Here is a 22004-nt window from a genome sequence, read left to right as displayed (position 1 = left end):
GCCGCCCCTCATCCGCCCTTCGGGCACCTTCTCCCCGTGAACGGGGAGAAGGCCATTGCGATGTCTGCCTACCCCACCCACTTCTCGTAATCCGACACCAAGAGGTGTAGCGGCGTGACGTCCTCGTCGATGTTGGAGAAGCGGCCGATCGGCTCGCGGAAGACGTTGTCGGTGAGGTCGTCATTGACGGTCGAGACCTCGCCGATCAACACGTCCTTGCCCTCGGCCCAGAAGGCGTGCCAGACGCCGGGGAGCAGCGTCACGCTCTGGCCCGGGTCGAGCTTGAGCAGCCCGCCGGCCGGCAATCTGGTGATGGTGCCGTCGACCGGCACCGAGACTTCGGCCTTCGGGTCGATGCCGCCGTCGCGATCATGCATGAACAGTTCCAGCACCAGCTTGCCGCCGCCGCGGTTGATGATGTCCTCGGCCTTTATGTTGTGGCGATGCATCGGCGACAGCTGATCCTTGCGAGAGATCATGATCTTTTCGGCATAGAGCATGCCCATGCCGAGCTTCATGTCCTCGTAGCGGCCGTTGCGGACGGTGAACAGGAAGAGGCCGAGGTCGTCGAACTTCTCCTGGCCATAGTCGGTGATGTCCCAGCCGAGGCGCGAGGTGAAGATGGCCGAAGAATCGGCCTTGTGCGACTTCATCTCGTCCGGCGACCAGTAGGCGAAGGGCGGCATGATATAGCCGAAGGAGCGGATGAAAGCGTCGGCTTCGCGGATGATGTCGTTGATCTTGGAGCGCTTCATGGTCCTCTTCCCTTCGGGCGGCTGCCTGCTGAAATCTGCATCTCCGAATAGCCCAATGCCGGTCCGCTGTCGACGCAAACCCGCGGCCCTGGCCTCGTGACATCGGTTGCGTTCAGGGCCATAAACCCAAGCGATTTGACTTAACGCCTGTCTCCGCCCGAAGCGGGTCGGGAGACATGCCTTGGACGGTGATTTCATGCCAAGCATAGACGACCTCGACACGCCGGCGATCCTGATCGATGCGGCCCGGGCCGAAGCCAATATCAGGAAGGCGCAGGCGCATGCCGACGCGCATGGGCTGAAGCTCAGGCCGCACATCAAGACGCACAAGCTGCCTTACTGGGCGAACAAGCAGGTCGCGGCGGGCGCGGTCGGCATTACCTGCCAGAAGATCGGCGAGGCCGAGGTGATGGCCGATGCCGGGCTGACCGATATTTTTATCCCCTACAACATCCTCGGACGTGCCAAGCTAGAGCGGCTGAAGGCATTGCATGGCCGCGTCACGCTGTCGGTGACGACGGACAGCCACGAGACACTGGAGGGGCTGGCCGCGACTTTCACCGATGCCGGGCATCGGCTGTCCGTGCTGGTCGAGTGCGACACGGGCATGGGCCGCTGCGGCGTGCAGAGCCCGGCCGAAGCGGTGACGCTGGCCAAGGTGATCGACAGCGCCAAGGGACTGAGCTTCGGCGGATTGATGACCTATCCGGCGGCCGGCCGCGCGGCGGAAGCCGAGGCCTGGCTGAAAAGCGCGCACGATGCGCTCGCCGCGGCCGGGCTCGACTGCGCCCGTGTCTCCAGCGGCGGCACACCGGATATGTGGCGCTCCGGCGAGAACAGCGTCGTCACCGAATACCGTCCAGGCACTTATATCTATCTCGACCGCTATCAGGTCGCCAAAGGCGTCGGCACGCTGGACGATTGCGCGCTGACGGTGCTGGCCACCGTGGTCAGCCATCCGACGGCGACCCGCGCCATTCTCGACTCAGGCAGCAAGGCGCTGTCCTCAGACACGCTGGGGCTGCCTGAATTCGGCGAACTGCTCGGCATGCCCGGCGCCCGCGTCACGGGCCTCAGCGAAGAGCACGGCACCGTCACGCTTGCGGATGGCGCCGCCCTGCGCATCGGCGAACGCGTGCGCGTCGTGCCTGATCATTGCTGCGTGGTGACCAACTTGTTCGACCAAGTGCACCTGGTCGACGGCGACAATGTGCTGGAAACGCTGCCGGTGGCGGCGCGGGGGCGGATGGGTTGATCCCTACTGCCGCTCGGCTTGTCTGGCCGCAACCCTGCGCATCGCCGTCACCCTGCGCCTGAAAATCTCCGTGCGCATCGCCATCAGATGCAGCGCGAAGAACAGCACGGTGAACCCGAGAGCCATCACGCCAAGCGGCCACAGCATCGAGGGGTCGATGGTCGGGCCGCCGAGGCGGAAGACGGAGGCGGGCTGGTGCAGCGTGTTCCACCAGTCGACCGAGAATTTGATGATCGGGATGTTGATGAAACCGACCAGGGTAATGATCGCAGCTGCCCAGGCGGCGCGGCCGGCATCGTCCAGAGCGCGGGTCAGCGCGATGATGCCGAGATACATAAGGAAGAGCACGAAGACCGAGGTGAGCCGCGCGTCCCACACCCACCACGTGCCCCACATCGGCTTGCCCCAGATCGAGCCGGTGATCAGCGCGAGCGCGGTGAAGGTAGCCCCGATGGGAGCCGCCGACTTCAGCGCGACATCGGCCAGCGGATGGCGCCAGACCAACGTGCCGAGCGCCGAGATCGCCATGATCGTGTAGCACATCATGGCGAGCCAGGCGAAAGGCACGTGGATATACATGATGCGCACCGTGATGCCCTGCTGAAAGTCCTCGGGCGCGGTGAAGCTCATGTAAAGGCCGACGCCAAGAAGGATGGCGGCTATCCCGGCCAGCCACGGGATGACCTTGTCGGCCAGCCCGACGAAGCGCGTCGGGTTGGCGAGATCGGTCCAGGCGCTCAAGCGTGAGGTGGTGTCGCTCATGCCGATCTAAATAGACCGGCATGAGGCTTGGGGCAATCGGAGGGTTGTCGCGGCCTTACGCTGCTTCCGTCACCGGACGGCTGAGGCGGCGAACCTCTTCGTCGTTGAGCAGGCCGCCGGCGCGCAGCAGGCTGGCAAAGCGGCCGTTGCGCAGCGACAGCTCGGTGAAGCCGCCCATCTCGACCACCCTGCCCTTGTCCATGAAGACGACGAGGTCGGCGTCGCGGACCGTGGTCAGGCGGTGGGCGATGATGAAGGTGGTGCGATTGCGGCGCAGTTCGTCGATCGCTTCCTTGACGCGGTCCTCGGTCTCGACGTCTAGCGCGCTGGTCGCCTCGTCGAGCACCAGGATCGGCGCGTCCTTCAGCACGGCGCGGGCAATGGCGATGCGCTGGCGCTCGCCGCCCGAGAGCTGGCCGCCACGCTCGCCGACGACGGTGTCGTAGCCGCCGCTCTTGGCGAGGATGAAATCCTGCGCGGCGGCGGCGATCGCCGCTGCGTGGATCTCGTCATAGCTCGCGTCGGCGCGGCCGACGCGGATGTTGTCCTCGATCGAGCGGTTGAGCAGGCCGGCGTCCTGGAAGACGGTGGCGATCGAATGGCGCAGCGACTTGCGGGTCACCGTCTTTGTATCGATTCCGTCGATCAGGATACGGCCGCTGGACGGTGTGAAGACGCGCTGCAACAGGTTGATCAGCGTCGTCTTGCCGGCGCCGGTCGGGCCGACGATGGCAACCGTCTGGCCTGCCTGGACCTCAAAGGAGACGTCCTCGACCCCGTGGCCGGAATTGCCGAACTCGAAGCTGACGTCCTCGAAGCGCACATGGCCGGTGACGTTGGCGAGCTCGCGCAGGCCGTCCGGCTCGGCGGTGTCGGCAGCCGAGTCCTCCAGGCGATAGAAATCCTCAAGCTTGGCGCGCGCCTCGGAAATCTGGGTGGTGAAGGCCGACATCTGGTCGAGACGGGCGATCAGCATTCCGGCAAAGCCGGTGAAGGCGACGACATCGCCGACACGAAGCTGGCCCTGGGTGACGAGATAGGCGCCGATCGACAGCACGATCATCATCGAGATGGTCGAAGACAGGCGATTCAGCGCATTGGCGATCGCCCACCAGTCAAGCACCGGATTCTGCGCGTCGAGCAGATCCTTGACGTAACGCTTCAGCGTCGCGGTCTCATGGCCGATGCGGTTGTAGCTCTGCAGCACGGCGACGTTGCTGACCGAGTCGCTCACATGGGCAAAGACGGTGTGGTAATGGCGCTCGACAGCGGTCTGCCCCGACTTGGTGCGACGCATGACGATCCGGCCGATACCGACATAGAGCACGCCGAGGCCGAGCAGCACGATAGACATGCGGACGTCCATGGCAAGCGCGGTCGGCACAAGCAGCACAAGCGCAATTGCCGTCGACAGATGCACGCGCATGAATTCTAGCCACAGGCTGAACAGGGTCTCGACGGCGCGCAGCAGTGTGTGCAGCGAATTCGAGGTGCCGCGCTGGTGGTGCCAGGCGAGCGGCATGGTGATGACGCGCTCGAACGACTGGCACAACACTTCGGAGCGGCGGGCATGGGCAAAGCGGTCGGCGCCGCGTGCCACCAGGACGAAGGCGACGACGTTGAACAGACCAAGAGCGGCCCAGACGGCGAGCGTCGAAAACACCGGGCCTTTTTCGGAGATGGCGCCGATCACGCGGCCGAGCAGGATCGGCTCGAGGATTGCGATCCCTGCCAGCGCGACATTTGCGGCGCAAATCAGCGCGACGCGCTTCTTGTCGGCCGCCAGATAACCAAGCGCTCTAAAGTAGATCTGCAGAAGTGACACTTCAGCTACTCCGCCAAACTCTTATCTGTGCTCAATGCCGGTATTGTGCACCGCACCATTTTTTGACACGTATCGGTTAATGTGTCGCGAAACAATGCCCCGTCTATCGCTTCCGTTCCGATTTAGCGAACAAAAGATGACGACGGTACGAAATCTGACGTGATCACCTAACGGTTTGAGATAAAAGGTGAAATGCCAGCCTTACGGCAAAATAATGGCACATCCCTAGCTCTGCCACATTTTTAGTCACCGGCAGCTTGGTTAGCGTGCGCTAAAAGATCGCAGGCGATGGTGCCCGGCGTGGCCGCCAAGTAAAAAGCCAGGCTTGGCCGCGCACCCCAGAGGGTACACGGCCAACCAGTCAAGCCTTTGATTTTACGCAGGTATCCTGACGACGACTTCGGTCTTGTCTCCAGCCTTCGGCTCGAAAGAGGCCGACTTTTTCTTCGAACCGTCGACTTCTAGCGAGATCGACTTGGTCTTTTTGTCGCGGATAACGCGAACCTTGACCTCCGCGCCGAACATCTTGAGCGTGGCGGCGTAGCCGTCCCAGTGCCCGGGCAGCTTCGGCCTAAACGTGATCTCGGTGCCGCGCCGCTCGATGCCAAGGATGCCTTCCACCGCAGCGCGGTAGAGCCAGCCGGCCGAGCCCGTGTACCAGGTCCAGCCGCCACGACCGCCCTTGCCCTCGCCGGAATAGATGTCGGCCGCCACCACGTAAGGCTCGACGCGGTAATGCTCGGCCGCCTTCTCGTCCGAGGCATGGTTGACCGGGTTCAGCATCGAGAAGCAGCGATAGGCCTCGTCGGTGCGGCCCATCTCGGCCAGCGCGATGACGAACCAGGTAGCGGCATGGGTGTACTGGCCGCCATTTTCGCGCACGCCCGGCGGATAGCTCTTGATATAGCCGGGGTCCTTCTCGCTCTTGGAGAAAGGCGGCGTGAACAGTTTGACGATCTTGAGCTCGTCGTCGACCAGCATCTCGGTCGCCTGTTCCATGGCAGTGGTCGAGCGGGCGGGATCGCCCTCGCCCGAGAGCACGCTCCAGGACTGAGCGATGGAGTCGATCTTGCACTCGTCGGAGGTGTGCGACCCCAGAGGCGAGCCGTCGTCGAAACTGCCGCGCCGGTACCACTGGCCATCCCAGGCCGTGCTTTCCAGCGCCCGCTTCAGCACATCCGCGTGCTTGCTCCAGGCCTGGGCGCGCTTGGTATCGCCCTGCCCTTTGGCGACCGGCGCGAAGTCGGTGAGCGTCTTCAAGAGGAACCAGCCCAGCCACACGCTCTCGCCCTTGCCGCCTTCGCCGACACGGTTCATGCCGTCGTTCCAGTCGCCGCCGAGGATCAGCGGCAGGCCGGCGGGGCTGCTGCGCTTGATGGCAAGATCGAGCGCCCGCGCGCAGTGGTCGTAGAGCGAAGCGGTGGTCTTTGTGATCTCGGGCGTGAAGAAGGCGTCGTGCTCGCCCTCGCCGAGCTGCTGCCCGTCGATGAACGGTATCTGCTCCTTGAGGATCGAAGCATCGCCCGTCACCTCGATGTAGCGCGTCGTGGCGTGAGCCAGCCAGACGACGTCGTCCGAGATCATGGTGCGCACGCCGGCATCAGTGCGCGGCAGCCACCAATGCTGGACGTCGCCTTCCGGGAACTGGCGGCGGGCGGCGTTGAGGATCTGGTCATGCGCGAGCTTCGGGTCATGCGCCAGAAGGGCAAGCGTGTCCTGCAGCTGGTCACGGAAGCCGAAGGCGCCGCTGGCCTGGTAGAAGGCCGAGCGCGCGCGGATGCGGCAGGCGACGGCCTGGTAAGGCAGCCAGTGGTTGACCATGGCGTTCATTGCCTCGTCCGGCGTCTCGACCTGGATGGTGTCGAGGAAGCCGCGCCAGGCCTTTTCGTTGTCGGCCAGCCGCTGGTCGAAATCCTTGCCGCGATGGGTCTGCACCAGTGCGCTTGCCTCGGCGGGCGTCGCCGCGTCGCCGAGCAGCCAGAGCAGCGTGACGTCGCCGCCGGCCGGGATGTCGATGTCGCTGGCGACGACCGCGCAGGGGTCATCGCCCGCCTCGACGCGGCCGGAGAGCGCCAGCCCGCCAAGCACGGCCTGTGGATATTCCGTCGTGCCGTGCCTGCCGATGAACTCGGAGCGGTCCGCGGTCACCGAATGGACGGGATGCGTCGCGGCGAGGAACGCCACGCGCTCGCCGAAGTCGAGGCCGTAGGGGTTCTGCGCCAGCATGGCGCCGGTCGCCGCGTCGCGCGACGGCACGATGGTCGCCGCGGTCTTCGAGCGATGGCCGCCCAGCACCCATTCGGCATAGGCGTAGACGCGCAGCCTGACCGGCACCGAACCGCCGTTCTGGATGCGCAGCCGGGTGATCTTAACCGGATCGGCGGCATCCACCACTTGCGTCAGGTCCATCGACAACGGGCCGCGCCTGGAGCGGAAGGTCGAGAAACCCTGGCCGTGCCAGGTCTCGTAGGTCATGGCCGGATCGCGCACGACGGCGGCCATCGGCGAGAACGCCTTGCCGCTGGCGTGGTCGAATATGTAGAAGCCCTCGCCCGGCCGGTTCGACACCGGATCGTTCGACCATGGCGTCAGCTGGTAGTCGCGGCTGTTGCGGCTCCAGGTGAAGCCGGCGCCCTCGGCCGAGACGTGGAAGCCGAAGGAGGCATTGGAGATGACGTTGATCCACGGCTGCGGCGTCGAGCGCCGTCCGGTCAGCCGCGTCACGTAATGGCGGCCGTCGCCGTCGAACCCGCCAAAACCGTTCCACAGGCTGAGACCGCTGCCGTCGGCGGCGATGTCTTGCCCGCCCTGGCTGGCCGGCACCGGCAAGGGCAGCGGCGCAACCGGTTCGCGCGGCGTGCCGGCCTCGGCCTGCAGAAGCGCGTCTCGTGCCTGCAGTGCCGCCGTGTCGGCGCGTTCAAGCTGGTCGAAGATGGTGCCGTTGCGGGTATGCAGCACGACGCGGGCCACCGACAGCAAGGTCTTGTAGGTCGGCTCGTCCATCAGGTCGCGGCGCACGGAGAAGATGTGCTGGCGCGGGCCAAGCTCGCGGCCGCGCAGGCGGCTGTTTTCGCACAGCGTCTCCACCGCGCGCTGCAGGTCCTGCACATAGGACGAGGCCTGCTCGTTGACGACGACGAAGTCGATCATCATGCCGCGGGCGCGCATATATTCCTGGAAGCGCAGCGCCTGGGCGACGATCTCGAGGTCGGCGACATCGCCGATGCGCACGAGGAAGATCGGAAAATCGCCGGAGATGCTGGTCGGCCACAGGCTCGACTGGCGGCCGAGGCCGGAGGCGATCGATTCCGCCGGCAGGCGCAGGAACGGATCGGGATAGATCAGGTAACGCGCCAGCTTCTGCACATTGGCCGCATCGGTGAGGCTGAGGCCCAGATGCCGGGTCTGCACCTGGCTGCGCGTCCAGGCAAGCATCGCCTGGCGGGCGAAGCTCTCCTGGTGGTCGAGGCGGGCGATCGCCTCGTCGAGCTCGCCGCGATTGGCGCCGACGACGGTCCAGAAGGTCAGCGAGATCTTCTTGTTGGCCGGCACGCGCACCTGGCGGCGAAGTGCTGCGACCGGGTCGAGCGTGAAGCCCTGGCTGCCGGACAGCCTGACGCCAGGATCGAAGGCGACGGCATCGGCAATGGTGCGGCCACGGCCGATGAAGGCGCGGCGGTCGGTCTCGGCCTCGGCATCGCGCGACGGACCCGACGGGTCGGTGACGAAATGCACCATGGTGAGGTCGGGCTCGTTCTTGTCGCGCTTGCGCCGTGTGGCGAAGATCGCGCCGTTGTTCGGGGCGATTTCGGTCTCGACGAACATCTTCGAGAAGGCCGGATGGGCGTTGTCGGAGGCCTCGTTGCCGAGCACCAGCTCAGCGAAGGAGGTCACCTCGATATGCCGGTCTGTGGGGCCGTCATTGTAGAGCGTGATGCGGCGGCCCTCGCCATTGCCTTCGGAGATGACCATGCATTCGACTTCCGAACGCAGCGAGCCGACCGTCTTGGTGAAGCTTGCCTTGTCGTCGGCAAACAGCGTCTGCACGCGCTCGCCCTCGGCGCGCTTCGGCTCGGCCGTGGCCGACCACCAGTCGCCGGACGCTGCGTCGCGCAGGAAGATGTAGGAGCCGAGCCGGTCCTCGTTCGGGTCCGGCTGCCAGCGTGTCACGGCAAGCTCGCCGAAGCGGCTGTAGCCGGAGCCGGTGGCGGTGACCATGACCGAATAGCGACCGTTGGACATGACGTTGGTGGCGCGCAGCGCCTTGATCGGATCGAGGATGACGCGGCTGTCCGGGCTCTCGACCTCGGTCTCGTCCTTCTCGCGCTCGTCGGCCTCGGTCCTGACAGTGGCGGTCGGGATGTCGCGTGGGGCCTTTTCCTGCAACAGCAGCTCGGCGGACTCGATCACCGGATCGCTGTGGAAGCGATCACGCAGCCGACCCTCGAAGATGGCGTCGGCAACGGCGGCGATCGACATGCCGGAATGGTGCGCCATGTAGTTCTGCACCACGGCATGGTCGGTGCCTTCCGGCACACGCTGCGGCGTGAAATCGACCGCATCGTAGAAGCCGTGCTTGCCGAGCGCGCCGATCGAGCGAAGGCGCTGCAGGTTCTGCACCGCCTCGCGCGGGCTGAACTGGGCGGCGAGGATCGTCGCATAGGGCGCAATCACGGTGTTCTGACCAAGGCCGCGCTTCAGGCCGAGGCCGGGCACACCGAAATTGGTGTACTGGTAGGTGAGCTCGCGGTCGCGGGCATTGTAGGCCGCTTCCGAGATGCCCCAGGGCACGTTCTTCGAGCGCGCATACTGGATCTGGCGCTTGATGATGAGCTTGCTGGTCTGGTTGAGGATCGAGCCTTGCGCCTCCTTCATCACCAGCGGCGGCATCAGATACTCGAACATCGAGCCCGACCAGGACATCAGCGCGCCCTGGAAGCCGATCTCAACGATCGGCCGTCCGAGGCGGAACCAGTGCTCGGTTGGCAGGTCGCCCTTGGCGATGGCGAACAGGCTGGTGAGACGCGCTTCGGAGGCGAGCAGGTCGTAGCAGCTTTCATCGAGCTGGCGGTCCTCGACGCGGAAGCCGATGGACAGCAGCTTGCGCTCCTGCCGCATCAGGAAGGAGAAATCCATCTCGAAGGCATAGCGGCGGCAGCGCTCACGCAAGGCGAGCAGCTTGGCCCGCAGCGCCGAAACGGCGCTCTCGTCATTGTGCGAGTCGTGCACATGCGCTTCGCAAGTCGCTTCCAGCCGCTCGGCCCAGTCGGCGATGATCTCGCTCTTCGGCGACGCCGCCTCGGTGTGGATGGCGGTGGCGAGCTTGCGGATCTCGCCCGCCAGCACGGCAAGGTTGATGGTGCGGATCGAGGCCATCTCGGGCTGCGCCTTGATGGTCGTTACCGCGCGGCGCATGCCGTCGAGACGGTCGGCGAGGCGCTGGCGCAGCGGCCTGAGCTGCCGGCGGTCGTCCGGCAATTCCTCAAGGCTCTCGTCGAGGATGGTAACGGTGTCGATGATGCCTTCGAAATCGCCCTGCAAGTGCACGGACGGCGCTTCCGCCCATTCCGCACAGGAGGCCGCAACCGCGACCAGATGGCCGGCGAGATTGCCGCTGTCGACCGCCGAGATGTAGAGCGGGTAGAGCGGCTTCAGCGTCGTGGTGTCATACCAGTTGTAGAGATGGCCGCGGTCGCGCGGCATGTTCTCGATCGTCGTCATCGTGGCGTCGATGCGGGTGATGGCGTCCGACAGGCTGATCCAGCCGAAATCGCGCGCCGACACCACCGACAACAGATAGACGCCGATATTGGTCGGCGAGGTGCGCGGCGCCACCACAGGCGCCGGGTTCTCCTGGAAATTGTCCGGCGGCAAATGATGCTGCTCGGGCGTCACGAAGGTCTCGAAATAATGCCAGGTGCGGCGCGCGAAGGTACGCAGCACCTGGATGTCGGCCTGCGAGATGCGCAGCCGGTCCTCGGTTTCTGCCGAGCGGCTGATCCAGCAGGCAACGGCGGGCGAGCCAATCCAGAAGATGGCGAAGAAGAAGGCGACGAAGGCGCCGGTGGAATCGGCCAGCACCGGAATGGCGAGGCCGACGACGCCGATGATCACGGCGCCATACATCATGCTGTAATAGGCGCCGAGATCGTTGCCGCCCTTGGCCGCCTGCGAGGCGGTGCGCCATTCCAGGAGGTTCTGGCGGCTGACGAAGAGACGGTAGATGGTACGGATGATGGCGTCGCCCATCATCCAGGCGAGATGCGCCATCAAGAGCACCTTGAGCGCGACAAGCGCGGTGCCGAACACGGTATCGCGGGCCAGCGCCGAAAAATGGCCGCGCGGGGTCTGGTCGCCGCTCTTCGGCAGGATGCCGTTCACGATATCGAAGGTCGGAGCCATGAACAGGCTGAGGATCATCAGCGCCTGCCATTGCGCGGCCTGCGTGAAGGGCAGCAGCGTCCAGCCGGCGACGCAGGCCATGACCCAGAAGATCGGGGTGATCGAACGGCGCAGATTGTCGACCATCTTCCAGCGCGACAACGCCGGAACGCCGGAACGCGGATTGAAGATGTAGCCGAGCAATTGCCAGTCGCCGCGCGCCCAGCGGTGATGGCGCGAGGCGTCGACCGAGTAGCGGGTCGGATAGTCCTCGACCAATTCGACATCGGTCACCAACGCGGCCCGCGCAAGGGCGCCTTCGAGCAAGTCGTGGCTGAGGATGGTGTTTTCGTCGATACGGCCCTTCAAAGCCGCTTCGAAGGCGTCGACGTGATAGAGACCCTTGCCGGTGAAGGAGCCGTCGCCGAAGACGTCCTGATAGAGGTCGGAGACCGCGAAGACATAGGGATCGAGACCGCGATTGGCGGAGAAGACACGCTGGAAGAAGGAGGCATCGTCGCCGCTGGTGAGCGAGGCGGTGATGCGCGGCTGCAGGATGGTGTAGCCGGCGGTGACGACGCGCTTCACCGGATCGAAATGCGGGCGGTTGAGCGGGTGGGCAAGCTTGCCGACCAGGTCCGTAACCGCGTCGCGCGTGGTGCGCGTGTCGGCATCGAGCGTCATCACATAGACGACCTTTTCCGGCAACGGCACGTCCAGAGGCAGGAAGGTGGTGTCGCTGTCGCCGCGCAGAAGCAGGTTCAATTCATGCAGCTTGCCCCGCTTGCGCTCCCAGCCCATCCAGCAGTCCTGGGCCTGGTTGTAGAGCCGGCGGCGGTGCAGGATGTAGAAGCGCGGCGAACCTTCCGACGGATAACGGGCGTTCAGCCGGGCGATCTCGTCGCGGGCATATTGCAGGATCTCGATGTCGGCGGCGTCGATCTCGGTCTTGGAATCCGGCCAGTCGGACAACAGCGCGAAATGGATCTCTTCGGCCGTGTTGGCGAGGTGATGCACTTCGATGTTGCGGATGTTTTCCTCGACATCGTCGCGCGAGCCGATCAGCGAGGGCACCACGACAAGCGTGCGCGACCCGGCCGGAATGCCGTTCTTGTTGAAGTCATAGCCGACAAGCCGGGTGGGTTTTAGGAACAGCGCCACCACGGTGTTGAAGAAGGCCAATGCGCCTTCGCTGGCCGGCACCGCGAACAGCGCCAGCATCAGCGCGATCGACTCGACCGACAGGCCGAGATTGCCGAGCGCCCGCCCGGCGAGGAAAAGCAGCAACACGGTCAGCAGGAAGACCGGCACGACGATGCCCAGCCAGCCGGTGGCGGCGAAGGCGCGCTTGACGGTGACGTAGAAGGGCGGCCGGTAGCCGATCGCCTTCTCCAGTTCCGGCCGGCGCGGGCCGACGAGGAAGAAGCCGACATCGGTGTGCACGGAGGGATCGGCCGTCTCCGGCACGCCGGAGGCGTCGGTGACGCCCGGAAGATGCCCGGCAAGCTCGATCGCCTTCTCGGCGACGCGATATTCGGAAAGGTCGGAACGACGCGCCAGCTGCTCGATCGCAGTGCGGTATTGGTCGCGCGAGAAGAAGTCGAGGTGGGCGAAATCGGTCTTGTCGCGCAGCAATGCGTCGGTGCGGCTGACGCCTTCGAACCAGACCGTCCAGTCGATGTCGTTGATGAGGCGCAGGCCGCGGATGATGTTGCCGGTGGTGACGTTGCCGCTCGACAGCGTCTGGTGCTCGGAGATGATGATCTCCTCGGCGTCCGAGCCGGTCTTTTCGAGCTCGCCTTCCAGCCATTCCAGCGCGCGGCCGGCATTCTGCGAGCCGTCGCGCAGGCGATAGAGCAGTTGGGTGGCGAAAGTGGTGTCCTGCGCGTGCGCGCCATAGTTCGACAGGATCCTCGTCCGGTCGGCATTGTCGTCGGTCGCCAGCACCCGGTCAGCGACCTCGTTGGCGATATGGCGCATCTGCCTGGTGCGCTCGACGCGCACGGCGATCCGGCGCAGGTTCTCGATCAGCACGAAGCGCAGCAGCGAGGGCAGCGCCCACAGTTCGCCGATCTTCATCGGCTCGATCGACTGGAAGCCCTCGACAATGGCCTTGAACATGGTCGCCGAGACCGAGCTGTCGGAATGCTCGACATAGCTCCAGGCAACGACGAAGGCGCGCGGCAGCACGGTACCGTCGGCCAGCGTCAGGGTCGGCAGTTGGTGGTAGAAGCGGCGCGGCAGGTCGCGCTTGACCTGAAAAATGGTCTCCTCGACCAGATAATTGTTGTCGAGCAGCCATTGCGCGGCCGGTGTGATGGTCTCGCCCTTGGCCTGGGCGGCATTGGTCGAGCGGTAGACCTCGAGGATCTTCTTGGCGCTATCGCGGATACGGGCCTGGAATTCGAACGGCGTGAGGCCGAACAGCTCCCTCACCTCGCCCTTGGCCAGCCCCACGCCGAGGGCGCGCAGCCGGTCTTCAGGCAGGAAATTGGAGCGTATCGGCGCTTCCGTCACGTTCGGGAAGCTCGCGCTCGACTGTTCTAGTTTGGTGGGGTTCGTCTGAATGTTCATTGAAAATTCCGTAAGGCGGGGCGCAATGCGGCGTCACCGCCACGGCAATGCCCTTAAAACCGGTTCAATTGCAATTGGTTGCATGACTGGTCGGCCGAAAGTTTTGTTGCGCACCATGACAGGGGCGTGCCCTTTCGACAGCTCGTGGGCGAACGCCCCTCGCTCTCCGCCCCCGGTTTTGGATGAGGGCAAGGAATCAGGCTTTTTCGTGATACATGCAAGGGGCCGAGCGATAAATCGCGCGCGCCGCGATCATGTTTGGCAACAGCCGTTAATGGTTGGCTGCGACCGCTTTCAATCCGATGACGAAGACCAGCCCCTGCCCTTCAGGCAGAAGCCGCAATTGTGGGCTGTTGCGGTCGAGGATCAGCGTGTCGAGCGGCCCCAGGCGCGATTCGCTTTCCGTGAGGAGTCTTGCGCCGGCGCCCACCGTAAGAACGAGCGTCGTGTCGGCGCTCGGCGCGATGCTCATCTCGCCGACCATGGGCAACTGCTCCACCGCATGAATCATACGGCCACGGCGGGTCATGACGTTGAGGTCGGTGATCGGACCGCCAATGAGGTCCGCGCTGATCGGCACGTCGCCCGGAAAGGCCAGCGGCGCCGAAGCGACGGTCAGCCGCGCTGGCGGCCGGCCGGCGATTTCCAGGATAATCCCCTCGCCTTCCAGCACCGACAGCGTGCGATCGATGCCGGCAAAGCTTGAGAACGGCCCGCTGGTCTCGACGCGGGCCATCGAAACGCGCCAGTCGAAATCGTCGAGCCCGGCGCCGTCCGGCGAGACGGCTATCTCCGTGGTCGTGCCGCCGCCATTCTTCCACGGCATGACGCGGTAGTCGGCGGCACGAAGGATGCGCATCGTTTTAACCTAGTATGCCCGGCAGGTTGAGTTGGTGCTCCCTGGCGCACTGGATGGCGATGTCGTAGCCGGCATCGGCGTGGCGCATGACGCCGGTCGCCGGGTCGTTCCACAAAACGCGCTCAAGCCGCTTGGCCGCTTCGGCCGTACCGTCGGCGACGATCACCATGCCGGAATGCTGCGAAAAACCCATGCCGACGCCGCCGCCATGGTGCAGCGACACCCAGGTGGCGCCGGATGCGGTGTTGAGCAGCGCGTTGAGCAGCGGCCAGTCGGACACGGCGTCGGAGCCGTCCTTCATCGCCTCGGTCTCGCGGTTGGGCGAAGCAACCGAGCCGGAATCGAGGTGGTCGCGGCCGATGACGACCGGCGCCTTTAGCTCGCCCTTGGCCACCATCTCGTTGAAGGCGAGGCCGAGCCGGTGGCGGTCGCCGAGGCCGACCCAGCAGATGCGCGCCGGCAGGCCCTGGAAGGAGATGCGCTCGCGCGCCATGTCCAGCCAGTTGTGCAGATGGGTGTTGCCGGGGGTCAGTTCTCGCACCTTGGCGTCGGTCTTGTAGATGTCTTCTGGATCGCCCGACAGCGCGGCCCAGCGGAACGGACCGATGCCGCGGCAAAACAACGGCCGGATATAGGCCGGCACGAAGCCCGGGAAAGCGAAGGCGTTTTCGAAACCCTCTTCCTTGGCGACTTGGCGGATGTTGTTGCCGTAGTCGAGCGTCGGCACGCCGGCGTTCCAGAACGCCACCATCGCCTCGACATGCTCGCGCATCGACGCGCGGGCCGCCTTCTCGACCGCCTTCGGGTTGCTGACGCGCTTCTCGCGCCACTCGGCCATCGTCCAGCCCTTGGGCAGATAGCCGTTGATCGGGTCGTGCGCCGAAGTCTGGTCGGTGACCATATCGGGGCGGATGCCGCGCTTGAACATTTCCGGCACGATCTCGGCGGCGTTGCCGAGCAGGCCGACCGATTTTGCCTCGCCGGCCTTGGTCCAGCGATCGATCATCTCCATCGCTTCGTCGAGCGTCTCGGCCTTCTCGTCGAGATAGCGGGTGCGCAGGCGGAAATCGATCGAGTCCGGATTGCATTCGATTGCCAGGCAGGAAGCGCCGGCCATCACGGCGGCCAGCGGCTGGGCGCCGCCCATACCGCCGAGACCGCCGGTCAGGATCCACTTGCCCTTGAGGTCGCCATTGTAGTGCTGGCGGCCGGCCTCGACGAAAGTTTCGTAGGTGCCCTGCACGATGCCTTGCGTGCCGATATAGATCCAGGAGCCGGCGGTCATCTGGCCGTACATCATCAGGCCCCTCTTATCGAGCTCGTTGAATTTCTCCCAGGTCGCCCAATGCGGCACGATGTTGGAGTTGGCGATGAGCACGCGCGGTGCATTGGAATGGGTCTTGAAGACGCCGACCGGCTTGCCCGACTGCACCAGCAGCGTTTCGTCCTCGCCCAGCGTCTTCAGCGAGGCGACGATGCGGTCGAAGTCGTTCCAGGTGCGCGCGGCGCGGCCGATGCCGCCATAGACGACTAGTTCGTTCGGGTTCTCGGCGACCTCCGGATCGAGATTGTTCATCAGCATGCGCAGCGGCGCTTCGGTCGTCCAGTAGCGTGCGTTGAGCTTGTCGCCGCGCGGGGCGCGCACTTCGCGGATGTTGTGGCGAGGGTCGTTCATCATTCTTCCCTTTCAGCAGGACAAGGCCGCGCGTCAGCGCTTCGCCCAGTCGATCGCGGTTTCGAGGATGGTCTTCAGAGTCGCGCGGATCGGCGCGGCGTAGGATGCGTCGTAAGGCACCGGCCAGTTTTCCGGTGACCCCTTCTCCGACGGCTCGCGCATGTAGCCGCGGTTGGAGAGTTCCATCTGCAACGCATGCACGCCGTTTTGGGGTTGTCCGAAGCTGCGGGTTATAAAGCCGCCCTTGAAGCGGCCGTTGACCACCCAGCTCTCGCCGGTCGCGGCCAAGATGGCGGCCACCTTTTCCTGCAGAACCGGGTCCGTGCTTTTGCCGTCGTTGGTGCCGAGGTTGAACACCGGCAGCGTGCCTTCGAACAGGCGCGGCAGCACCGAGCGGATCGAGTGGCAGTCGTAGAGCACTATTCTGTCGTGCATGCCGCGCAGCCGGTCGATCTCGGCCTGCAGGGCGGCATGGTATGGCGCGAAATAGGTCGCGCGGCGCTGGTCGATCTCGGCCGGCGTCGGCTCTTCGCCCATGCGGTAGAGCGGATCGCCGTCGAAGGTGTCCGTGGGACAGAGCGTCGTGGTCGCCTGACCGGGATAGAGCGACACGCCCGACGGATCGCGGTTGACGTCGATGACGGTGCGCGAGATCGCCGTGTGCACCACGGTCGCGCCGAGGTCCTTGGCGAAGTCATAGAGATTGTCGATCCACCAGTCGCAGTCGCGGCGACCGAGCCAGGTCGAGACCAGGCGGCCGTCAAGGCCGGCAAGGTCGATGCCCGTGTGCGGGATCGACACCAGCAAGGGTGCGGTGCCTTGGGTGACGGTGAGCCAGGATGGCGTTGCCATCACGCCGCTCCCGCGATCGAGGGCAGCGCCACACCGTTCGCCGCCTGCACCGTTGCCCCGCTGCGCACCATGGCGATGGCCTTTTCCATGTCGGGATGGAAATGGCGGTCATTGTCGAGATGCGGCACCTCGGCCCGCACCAGCTTGCGCACCGCTTCCAGCGCAGCGCTCGACGCCAGCGGCGCGTGGAAATCGCAGCCTTGTGCGGCGGCCAGTAGCTCGATGCCGATGACAGCCGTCGCATTCTCGATCATGCCGAGCAGCCGGCGCGCGCCATGCGCGGCCATCGAGACATGGTCTTCCTGGTTGGCGGAGGTCGGGATGGAATCGACACTCGCCGGATAGGCCTTCTGCTTGTTTTCCGAAACAAGGGCTGCCGCCGTCACCTGCGGGATCATGAAACCGGAATTGAGACCGGGCTTCGGCGTCAGGAAGGCCGGCATGCCGGAGAGCGCGGGATCGACCAGCATGGCGATGCGGCGTTCCGACAGCGAGCCGATCTCGCAGACGGCGAGCGCGATCATGTCGGCGGCAAAGGCCACCGGTTCGGCGTGGAAATTGCCGCCCGAAAGCGCGGTATCGTCCTCGGCGAAGATCAGCGGATTGTCGGTGACGCCGTTGGCTTCGGTCTGAAGCGTGTCGGCGGCCTTGCGCAGCACATCGAGCGCGGCGCCCATCACCTGCGGCTGGCAGCGCAGGCAATAGGGATCCTGCACGCGTTCGTCGCCGACGCGATGCGATTCACGGATGGCGCTGCCGGCCATCAGATTGCGCAACGCATCGGCCGTTTCGATCTGGCCGCGATGCTTTCTGAGCAGATGGATACGGGGATCGAAGGGGGCGTCCGAACCCTTGGCGGCGTCGGTCGACAGCGCGCCGGCGACCAGCGCCGACTGGTAGAGCACCTCGGCCTCGAACAGGCCGGCCAATGCGTAGGCGGTCGAGAACTGCGTGCCGTTGAGCAGCGCCAGGCCTTCCTTGGCGCCAAGCGTCACCGGCTCGAGCCCATGCGAGACGAAGGCGACCTTGGCCGGGAAACGGCCATGCGGGGTAAAGCATTCGCCGACGCCGATCATGACGGCGGTCATGTGCGAAAGCGGCGCGAGGTCGCCGGACGCGCCGACCGAGCCCTGCGCCGGCACGACCGGGATGACGTCATTGGCGAGCATGCCTTGCAGCAGGTCGATGGTCTCTGCGCGCACGCCGGAAGCACCTTGGGCGAGGCTGGCAAGCTTCAGCGCCATCATCAGCCTGACCACCGCGACCGGCATCGGCTCGCCGACGCCGGCGGCGTGCGAGAGCACGATGTTGCGCTGCAGGGTTTCCAGATCGTTTGCCGGGATGCGGACGCTGGCGAGCTTACCGAAGCCGGTGTTGATGCCGTAGACCGGCTCGCCCTTGGCGACGATGCGGGCAACCGCCTCGGCGCTCGCCTTGATCTTCGGACGGCAGGCCTCGTCCAGCTTTGGCACCGCGCCGCGGTAAATGGCGCGCCAGTCGGCAAGCGTCGCGCTGCCGGGGTTCAAGGTGAGTTCGGTCATTGTCCTCTCCAGATACGGGCATGGAGCGGATTGAAGCCCATGCGGTAAACGAGTTCGGCCGGGCGCTCGATGTCCCAGATGGCGAGATCGGCCGATTTGCCGGCTTCCAAAGTGCCGGCCTTGTCTTGCAGACCGAGCGCACGCGCGGCTTCGCGGGTGACGCCGGCCAGACATTCATCGACTGTCATGCCGAACAGGGTCGCGGCCATGTTCATGGTGAGCAGCAGCGAAGTGAGCGGCGAGGTGCCGGGATTACTATCGGTGGCGACGGCCATCTTCACGCCATGGCGGCGGAACAGGTCGACCGGCGGCTTCTTGGTCTCGCGGATGAAATAGTAGGCGCCCGGCAGGATGCCGGCCACCGTGCCCGCCTTCGCCATCGCCGCGGCGCCGGCCTCGTCGGTGTATTCGAGATGGTCGGCCGAGAGCGCGCCATAGCGGGCGGCAAGGGCGGCGCCATGCAAGTTGGAAAGCTGGTCGGCGTGCAGCTTCACCGGCAGGCCGAGCGCCTTGGCCTTGTCGAAGACGCGCACCATCTGCTCCGGCGAGAAAGCGATACCCTCGCAAAAACCATCGACGGCATCGGCGAGGTTTTCGGCGGCCACTTCCGGCAGGATCGTGCCGGCGACGAGATCGATGAAAGCGTCCTTGTCGCCCTTGGCCTCGGGCGGCATAGCGTGGGCGGCGAGGCAGGTCGTGCGGATCATCACGGGGCGCTCATCGGCCAGACGGCGGGCGGCGCGCAGCGATTTTTTCTCATTGTCGAGGTCGAGGCCATAGCCCGACTTCACCTCGACGGTGGTGACGCCTTCGGCCATCAGCGCGTCGAGGCGCGGCAGCGTCTCAGCGACAAGCTCGTCTTCACCGGCGGTGCGCAGCGACTTGACCGAGGAGACGATGCCGCCGCCGGCGCGGGCCACTTCCTCATAAGTGGCGCCAGCCAGCCGCATCTCGAATTCATTGGCGCGGTTTCCCGCATAGACGAGGTGGGTGTGGCAATCGATCAGGCCGGGCGTGATCCAGCGTCCTTCGCAATCGATGGTTTCGGCGCCCTGCCCGGTCGCAGCCGGCATGTCGGCTTGAGGACCGGCATAGACGATCAGCCCATCGCGCGCGGCGACCACGCCTTTCTCGACGATGCCGAGACCGGCAGCACCCTCGGCCATGGTCGCCAGGCGCGCATTGCGCCAAACACGATGGCCGCTCTTCCCGTTTGCTCCACCCATCATCTTTTCCGTTTGCTTGGACGGCGATTATGTATATACATATTGAAACGCGACGCAAGTGGTAATGTCGCCTGGGCATTCAGATTCGGAGAGAAACGTGACGGCGATCTTTGCGGAACAGGCGCTGCTGCCCGAGGGCTGGCAAGGCAATGTGCGGATCGCCTTCGACGGCGGCCGCATCGCGACGGTAGAGGCCGGCTCTTCCGCGCAGGCCGGCGACGAGCGCCATGCCATCGTCATGCCCGGGATGCCGAACCTGCACAGCCACGCCTTCCAGCGCGGCATGGCGGGTCTTGCCGAATTGCGCGGCCCTTCGGCCGACAGCTTTTGGAGCTGGCGCGATGTGATGTACCGCTTCGCTCTGTCGATGACGCCCGACCAGGTCGAGGCTGTCGCGGCGCAGCTCTATGTCGAAATGCTGGAGGCCGGCTTCTCGCGCGTCGGCGAGTTCCACTATCTGCACCACGACCGCGACGGGCAGCCCTACGCCAACATCGCCGAGATGGCCGAGCGCATCGCTTCCGCCGCTTCCGCCACTGGCATCGGCCTGACGCTGCTGCCGGTCTTTTACGCCCATTCGTCTTTCGGCGGTGCTGCCCCCAATGAAGGCCAGCGGCGATTCACCAATGATGTCGAACGCTTCGGGCGTCTGCTTGAGAAGGCTCGCGAAGGCGTTCGTTCGCTGGAGCAAGCCGTCGTCGGCGTCGCGCCGCACAGCCTGCGCGCGGCAACGCCAGACGAGCTCAATGCCGTTGCCGCGATGGCGCCGAACGGGCCGATCCATATCCATGTCGCCGAGCAGGTGAAGGAAGTCGAGGACTGCATCGCCTGGTCGGGCAAGCGTCCGGTTGAATTCCTGCTGGCCAACGCCAAGGTCGACAAGCGCTGGTGCCTGATCCACGCCACCCATATGACCGAGGCCGAGACCATTGCCATGGCCAAGGCCGGCGCGATCGCCGGGCTCTGCCCGATCACCGAGGCCAATCTCGGCGACGGGACTTTCGCGGCGCCGCTGTTCATCGAGCATGGCGGCCGTTTTGGGGTCGGCTCCGATTCCAACGTGCTGATCGGCCTGCCGGATGAGCTTCGGCAGCTCGAATATTCGCAGCGCCTCGCCCACCGCGCCCGCAACGTGCTGGCGCGTCCCGGCGGTTCGAACGGGCGCGCGCTGTTCGATGCGGCGCTCGGCGGCGGCAGCCAGGCGCTCGGCGCAGGACCCTCGCGGCTTGCCGCCGACGGTCCGGCCGATTTCGTTTCGCTCGACCAAAACCATCCCTCGCTGGCCGGCAAGGCGGGCGACGCGATCCTCGACGCCTGGATTTTCGCCAATGGGAGCACCGTCGATTGCGTCTGGGTGCACGGCAAAAAGCAGGTGAGCGGCGGACAGCATGCGAAGCGCGAACCGATTGCAAAGCGGTTCCGCGACGTCATGACCGCACTGTCGCAAGGCTGAACAGGACTGTACGATGACCCTTGTCGAACCAGATGACGTTGACAGCGGCGAGAGCCTCTCGCTGCACCAGCGCATCCTGTCCGACATAAGCGAAAAGATCCTGTCCGGCGCCTGGCCGCCCGGATATCGCATCCCGTTCGAGCACGAGCTGACGGCCGAATACAGTTGTTCGCGCATGACGGTGAACAAGGCGCTGTCGCAGCTCGCCAAGGCCGGTCTGATCGAGCGCCGCCGACGCTCCGGCAGCTTCGTGCGCCAGCCGCAGTCGCAGGCGGCCGTGCTGGAACTGCACGACATCAGGATCGAGGTCGAGGCGCTCGGCCTGCCCTATCGCTATGAGCGGCTGGAACGCCTGAAGCGGCGCAGCAGCGCCGAGGATCGCGCGCTGCTCGGGCTTTCTGCGTCAGGTCCGGTGCTTGCGCTGGAGAGCCTGCATTTTGCCGGCGAACGGCCCTTCGCGCTGGAGCAGCGGCTGATCAACCTTTCGGCCGTGGCCGAAGCCGCTGACGAAGAGTTTCTCAACATCGCCCCCGGCCCCTGGCTGATCGGCCGCGTGCCGTGGAGCGAGGCCGAGCATCGCATCCGCGCAATGGCCGCCGACGACACGATCGCCGATGCGCTCGACATCGAGGCCGGCGCGCCCTGCCTGGTGGTCGAGCGCCGCACCTGGAGCGCCGAGCACCCGGTGACGCATGTGCGGTTCATCTATCCGGCGGAAAGCCACACGCTGGTGGCGAGGTTCACGCCGTCGCAGGGATAGCGCCTGCGCTCCCTTCTCCCCTTGTGGGAGAAGGTGGATCGGCGCGCAGCGCCGAGACGGATGAGGGGTGTTCCAGCGGAGTGAGA

12 protein-coding genes are annotated in these 22004 nt (G+C 65.4%); 3 read left to right on the top strand and 9 right to left on the bottom strand.

Going from position 1 to position 22004, the window contains the following annotated elements; translation table 11 throughout:
- Positions 1 to 68 precede the first annotated feature (68 nt).
- On the bottom strand, positions 69 to 755 hold the full coding sequence (locus tag FJ988_RS19970) for a D-lyxose/D-mannose family sugar isomerase (RefSeq protein ID WP_140820073.1): 687 nt from the start codon (positions 753 to 755) through the stop codon (positions 69 to 71).
- A gap of 196 nt (positions 756 to 951) precedes the next feature.
- On the opposite strand from FJ988_RS19970, the gene FJ988_RS19965 reads away from it, so the two are divergent.
- Positions 952 to 2010, top strand: a complete 1059-nt coding sequence (locus FJ988_RS19965; protein WP_140820072.1) for a D-TA family PLP-dependent enzyme — start codon at positions 952 to 954, stop codon at positions 2008 to 2010.
- 3 nt (positions 2011 to 2013) lie between these two features.
- Here FJ988_RS19965 and FJ988_RS19960 read toward each other — a convergent pair whose 3' ends face one another.
- From FJ988_RS19960 to hutI, 8 genes are all read right to left on the bottom strand, one after another.
- A complete protein-coding gene (locus tag FJ988_RS19960) occupies positions 2014 to 2772 on the bottom strand; it encodes a heme ABC transporter permease (protein WP_140820071.1) in 759 nt (252 codons plus the stop codon).
- A 55-nt stretch (positions 2773 to 2827) separates the two neighbouring features.
- A complete protein-coding gene (locus FJ988_RS19955; RefSeq protein WP_140820070.1) occupies positions 2828 to 4597 on the bottom strand; it encodes a glucan ABC transporter ATP-binding protein/ permease in 1770 nt (589 codons plus the stop codon).
- A gap of 375 nt (positions 4598 to 4972) precedes the next feature.
- A complete protein-coding gene (locus FJ988_RS19950; RefSeq protein WP_140820069.1) occupies positions 4973 to 13552 on the bottom strand; it encodes a GH36-type glycosyl hydrolase domain-containing protein in 8580 nt (2859 codons plus the stop codon).
- A 271-nt stretch (positions 13553 to 13823) separates the two neighbouring features.
- Positions 13824 to 14411 carry a HutD family protein gene (locus FJ988_RS19945; protein WP_140820068.1) on the bottom strand — a complete coding sequence of 196 codons (588 nt, stop codon included), beginning with the start codon at positions 14409 to 14411 and terminating at the stop codon, positions 13824 to 13826.
- Between the two features lie 4 nt (positions 14412 to 14415).
- The gene (gene hutU, locus FJ988_RS19940; RefSeq protein ID WP_181183612.1) at positions 14416 to 16089 is read right to left on the bottom strand and encodes a urocanate hydratase; all 1674 of its coding nucleotides are present in this window, start codon (positions 16087 to 16089) and stop codon (positions 14416 to 14418) included.
- Positions 16090 to 16119: 30 nt separating this feature from the next.
- Positions 16120 to 16938 (bottom strand): N-formylglutamate deformylase, encoded by an 819-nt coding sequence (gene hutG, locus FJ988_RS19935; RefSeq protein WP_140820066.1) that lies wholly within the window; start codon positions 16936 to 16938, stop codon positions 16120 to 16122.
- Complete coding sequence (hutH, locus tag FJ988_RS19930) at positions 16938 to 18479, bottom strand: histidine ammonia-lyase (RefSeq protein WP_140820065.1); 1542 nt, start codon at positions 18477 to 18479, stop codon at positions 16938 to 16940. The genes hutG and hutH overlap by 1 nt, the downstream gene beginning before the upstream one ends.
- Positions 18476 to 19705: an imidazolonepropionase gene (gene hutI, locus FJ988_RS19925; RefSeq protein WP_181183611.1), complete on the bottom strand. Its 1230-nt coding sequence runs from the start codon at positions 19703 to 19705 to the stop codon at positions 18476 to 18478. Before hutI ends, hutH begins: the two co-directional genes overlap by 4 nt.
- A 97-nt stretch (positions 19706 to 19802) precedes the next feature.
- On the opposite strand from hutI, the gene FJ988_RS19920 reads away from it, so the two are divergent.
- Both FJ988_RS19920 and hutC read left to right on the top strand, forming a co-directional pair.
- Positions 19803 to 21158: a formimidoylglutamate deiminase gene (locus tag FJ988_RS19920; protein ID WP_140820063.1), complete on the top strand. Its 1356-nt coding sequence runs from the start codon at positions 19803 to 19805 to the stop codon at positions 21156 to 21158.
- Positions 21159 to 21171: 13 nt separating this feature from the next.
- Entirely contained in the window at positions 21172 to 21918 is a 747-nt protein-coding gene (gene hutC / locus FJ988_RS19915) for a histidine utilization repressor (RefSeq protein WP_140820062.1), read from the top strand.
- Positions 21919 to 22004 lie beyond the last annotated feature (86 nt).

It is taken from the genome of Mesorhizobium sp. CU3 (assembly GCF_006442965.1).
Lineage (GTDB): Bacteria > Pseudomonadota > Alphaproteobacteria > Rhizobiales > Rhizobiaceae > Mesorhizobium.
Note: the sequence above shows the minus strand (reverse complement) of the source record. Positions and strands in the feature narration are given on the sequence as shown.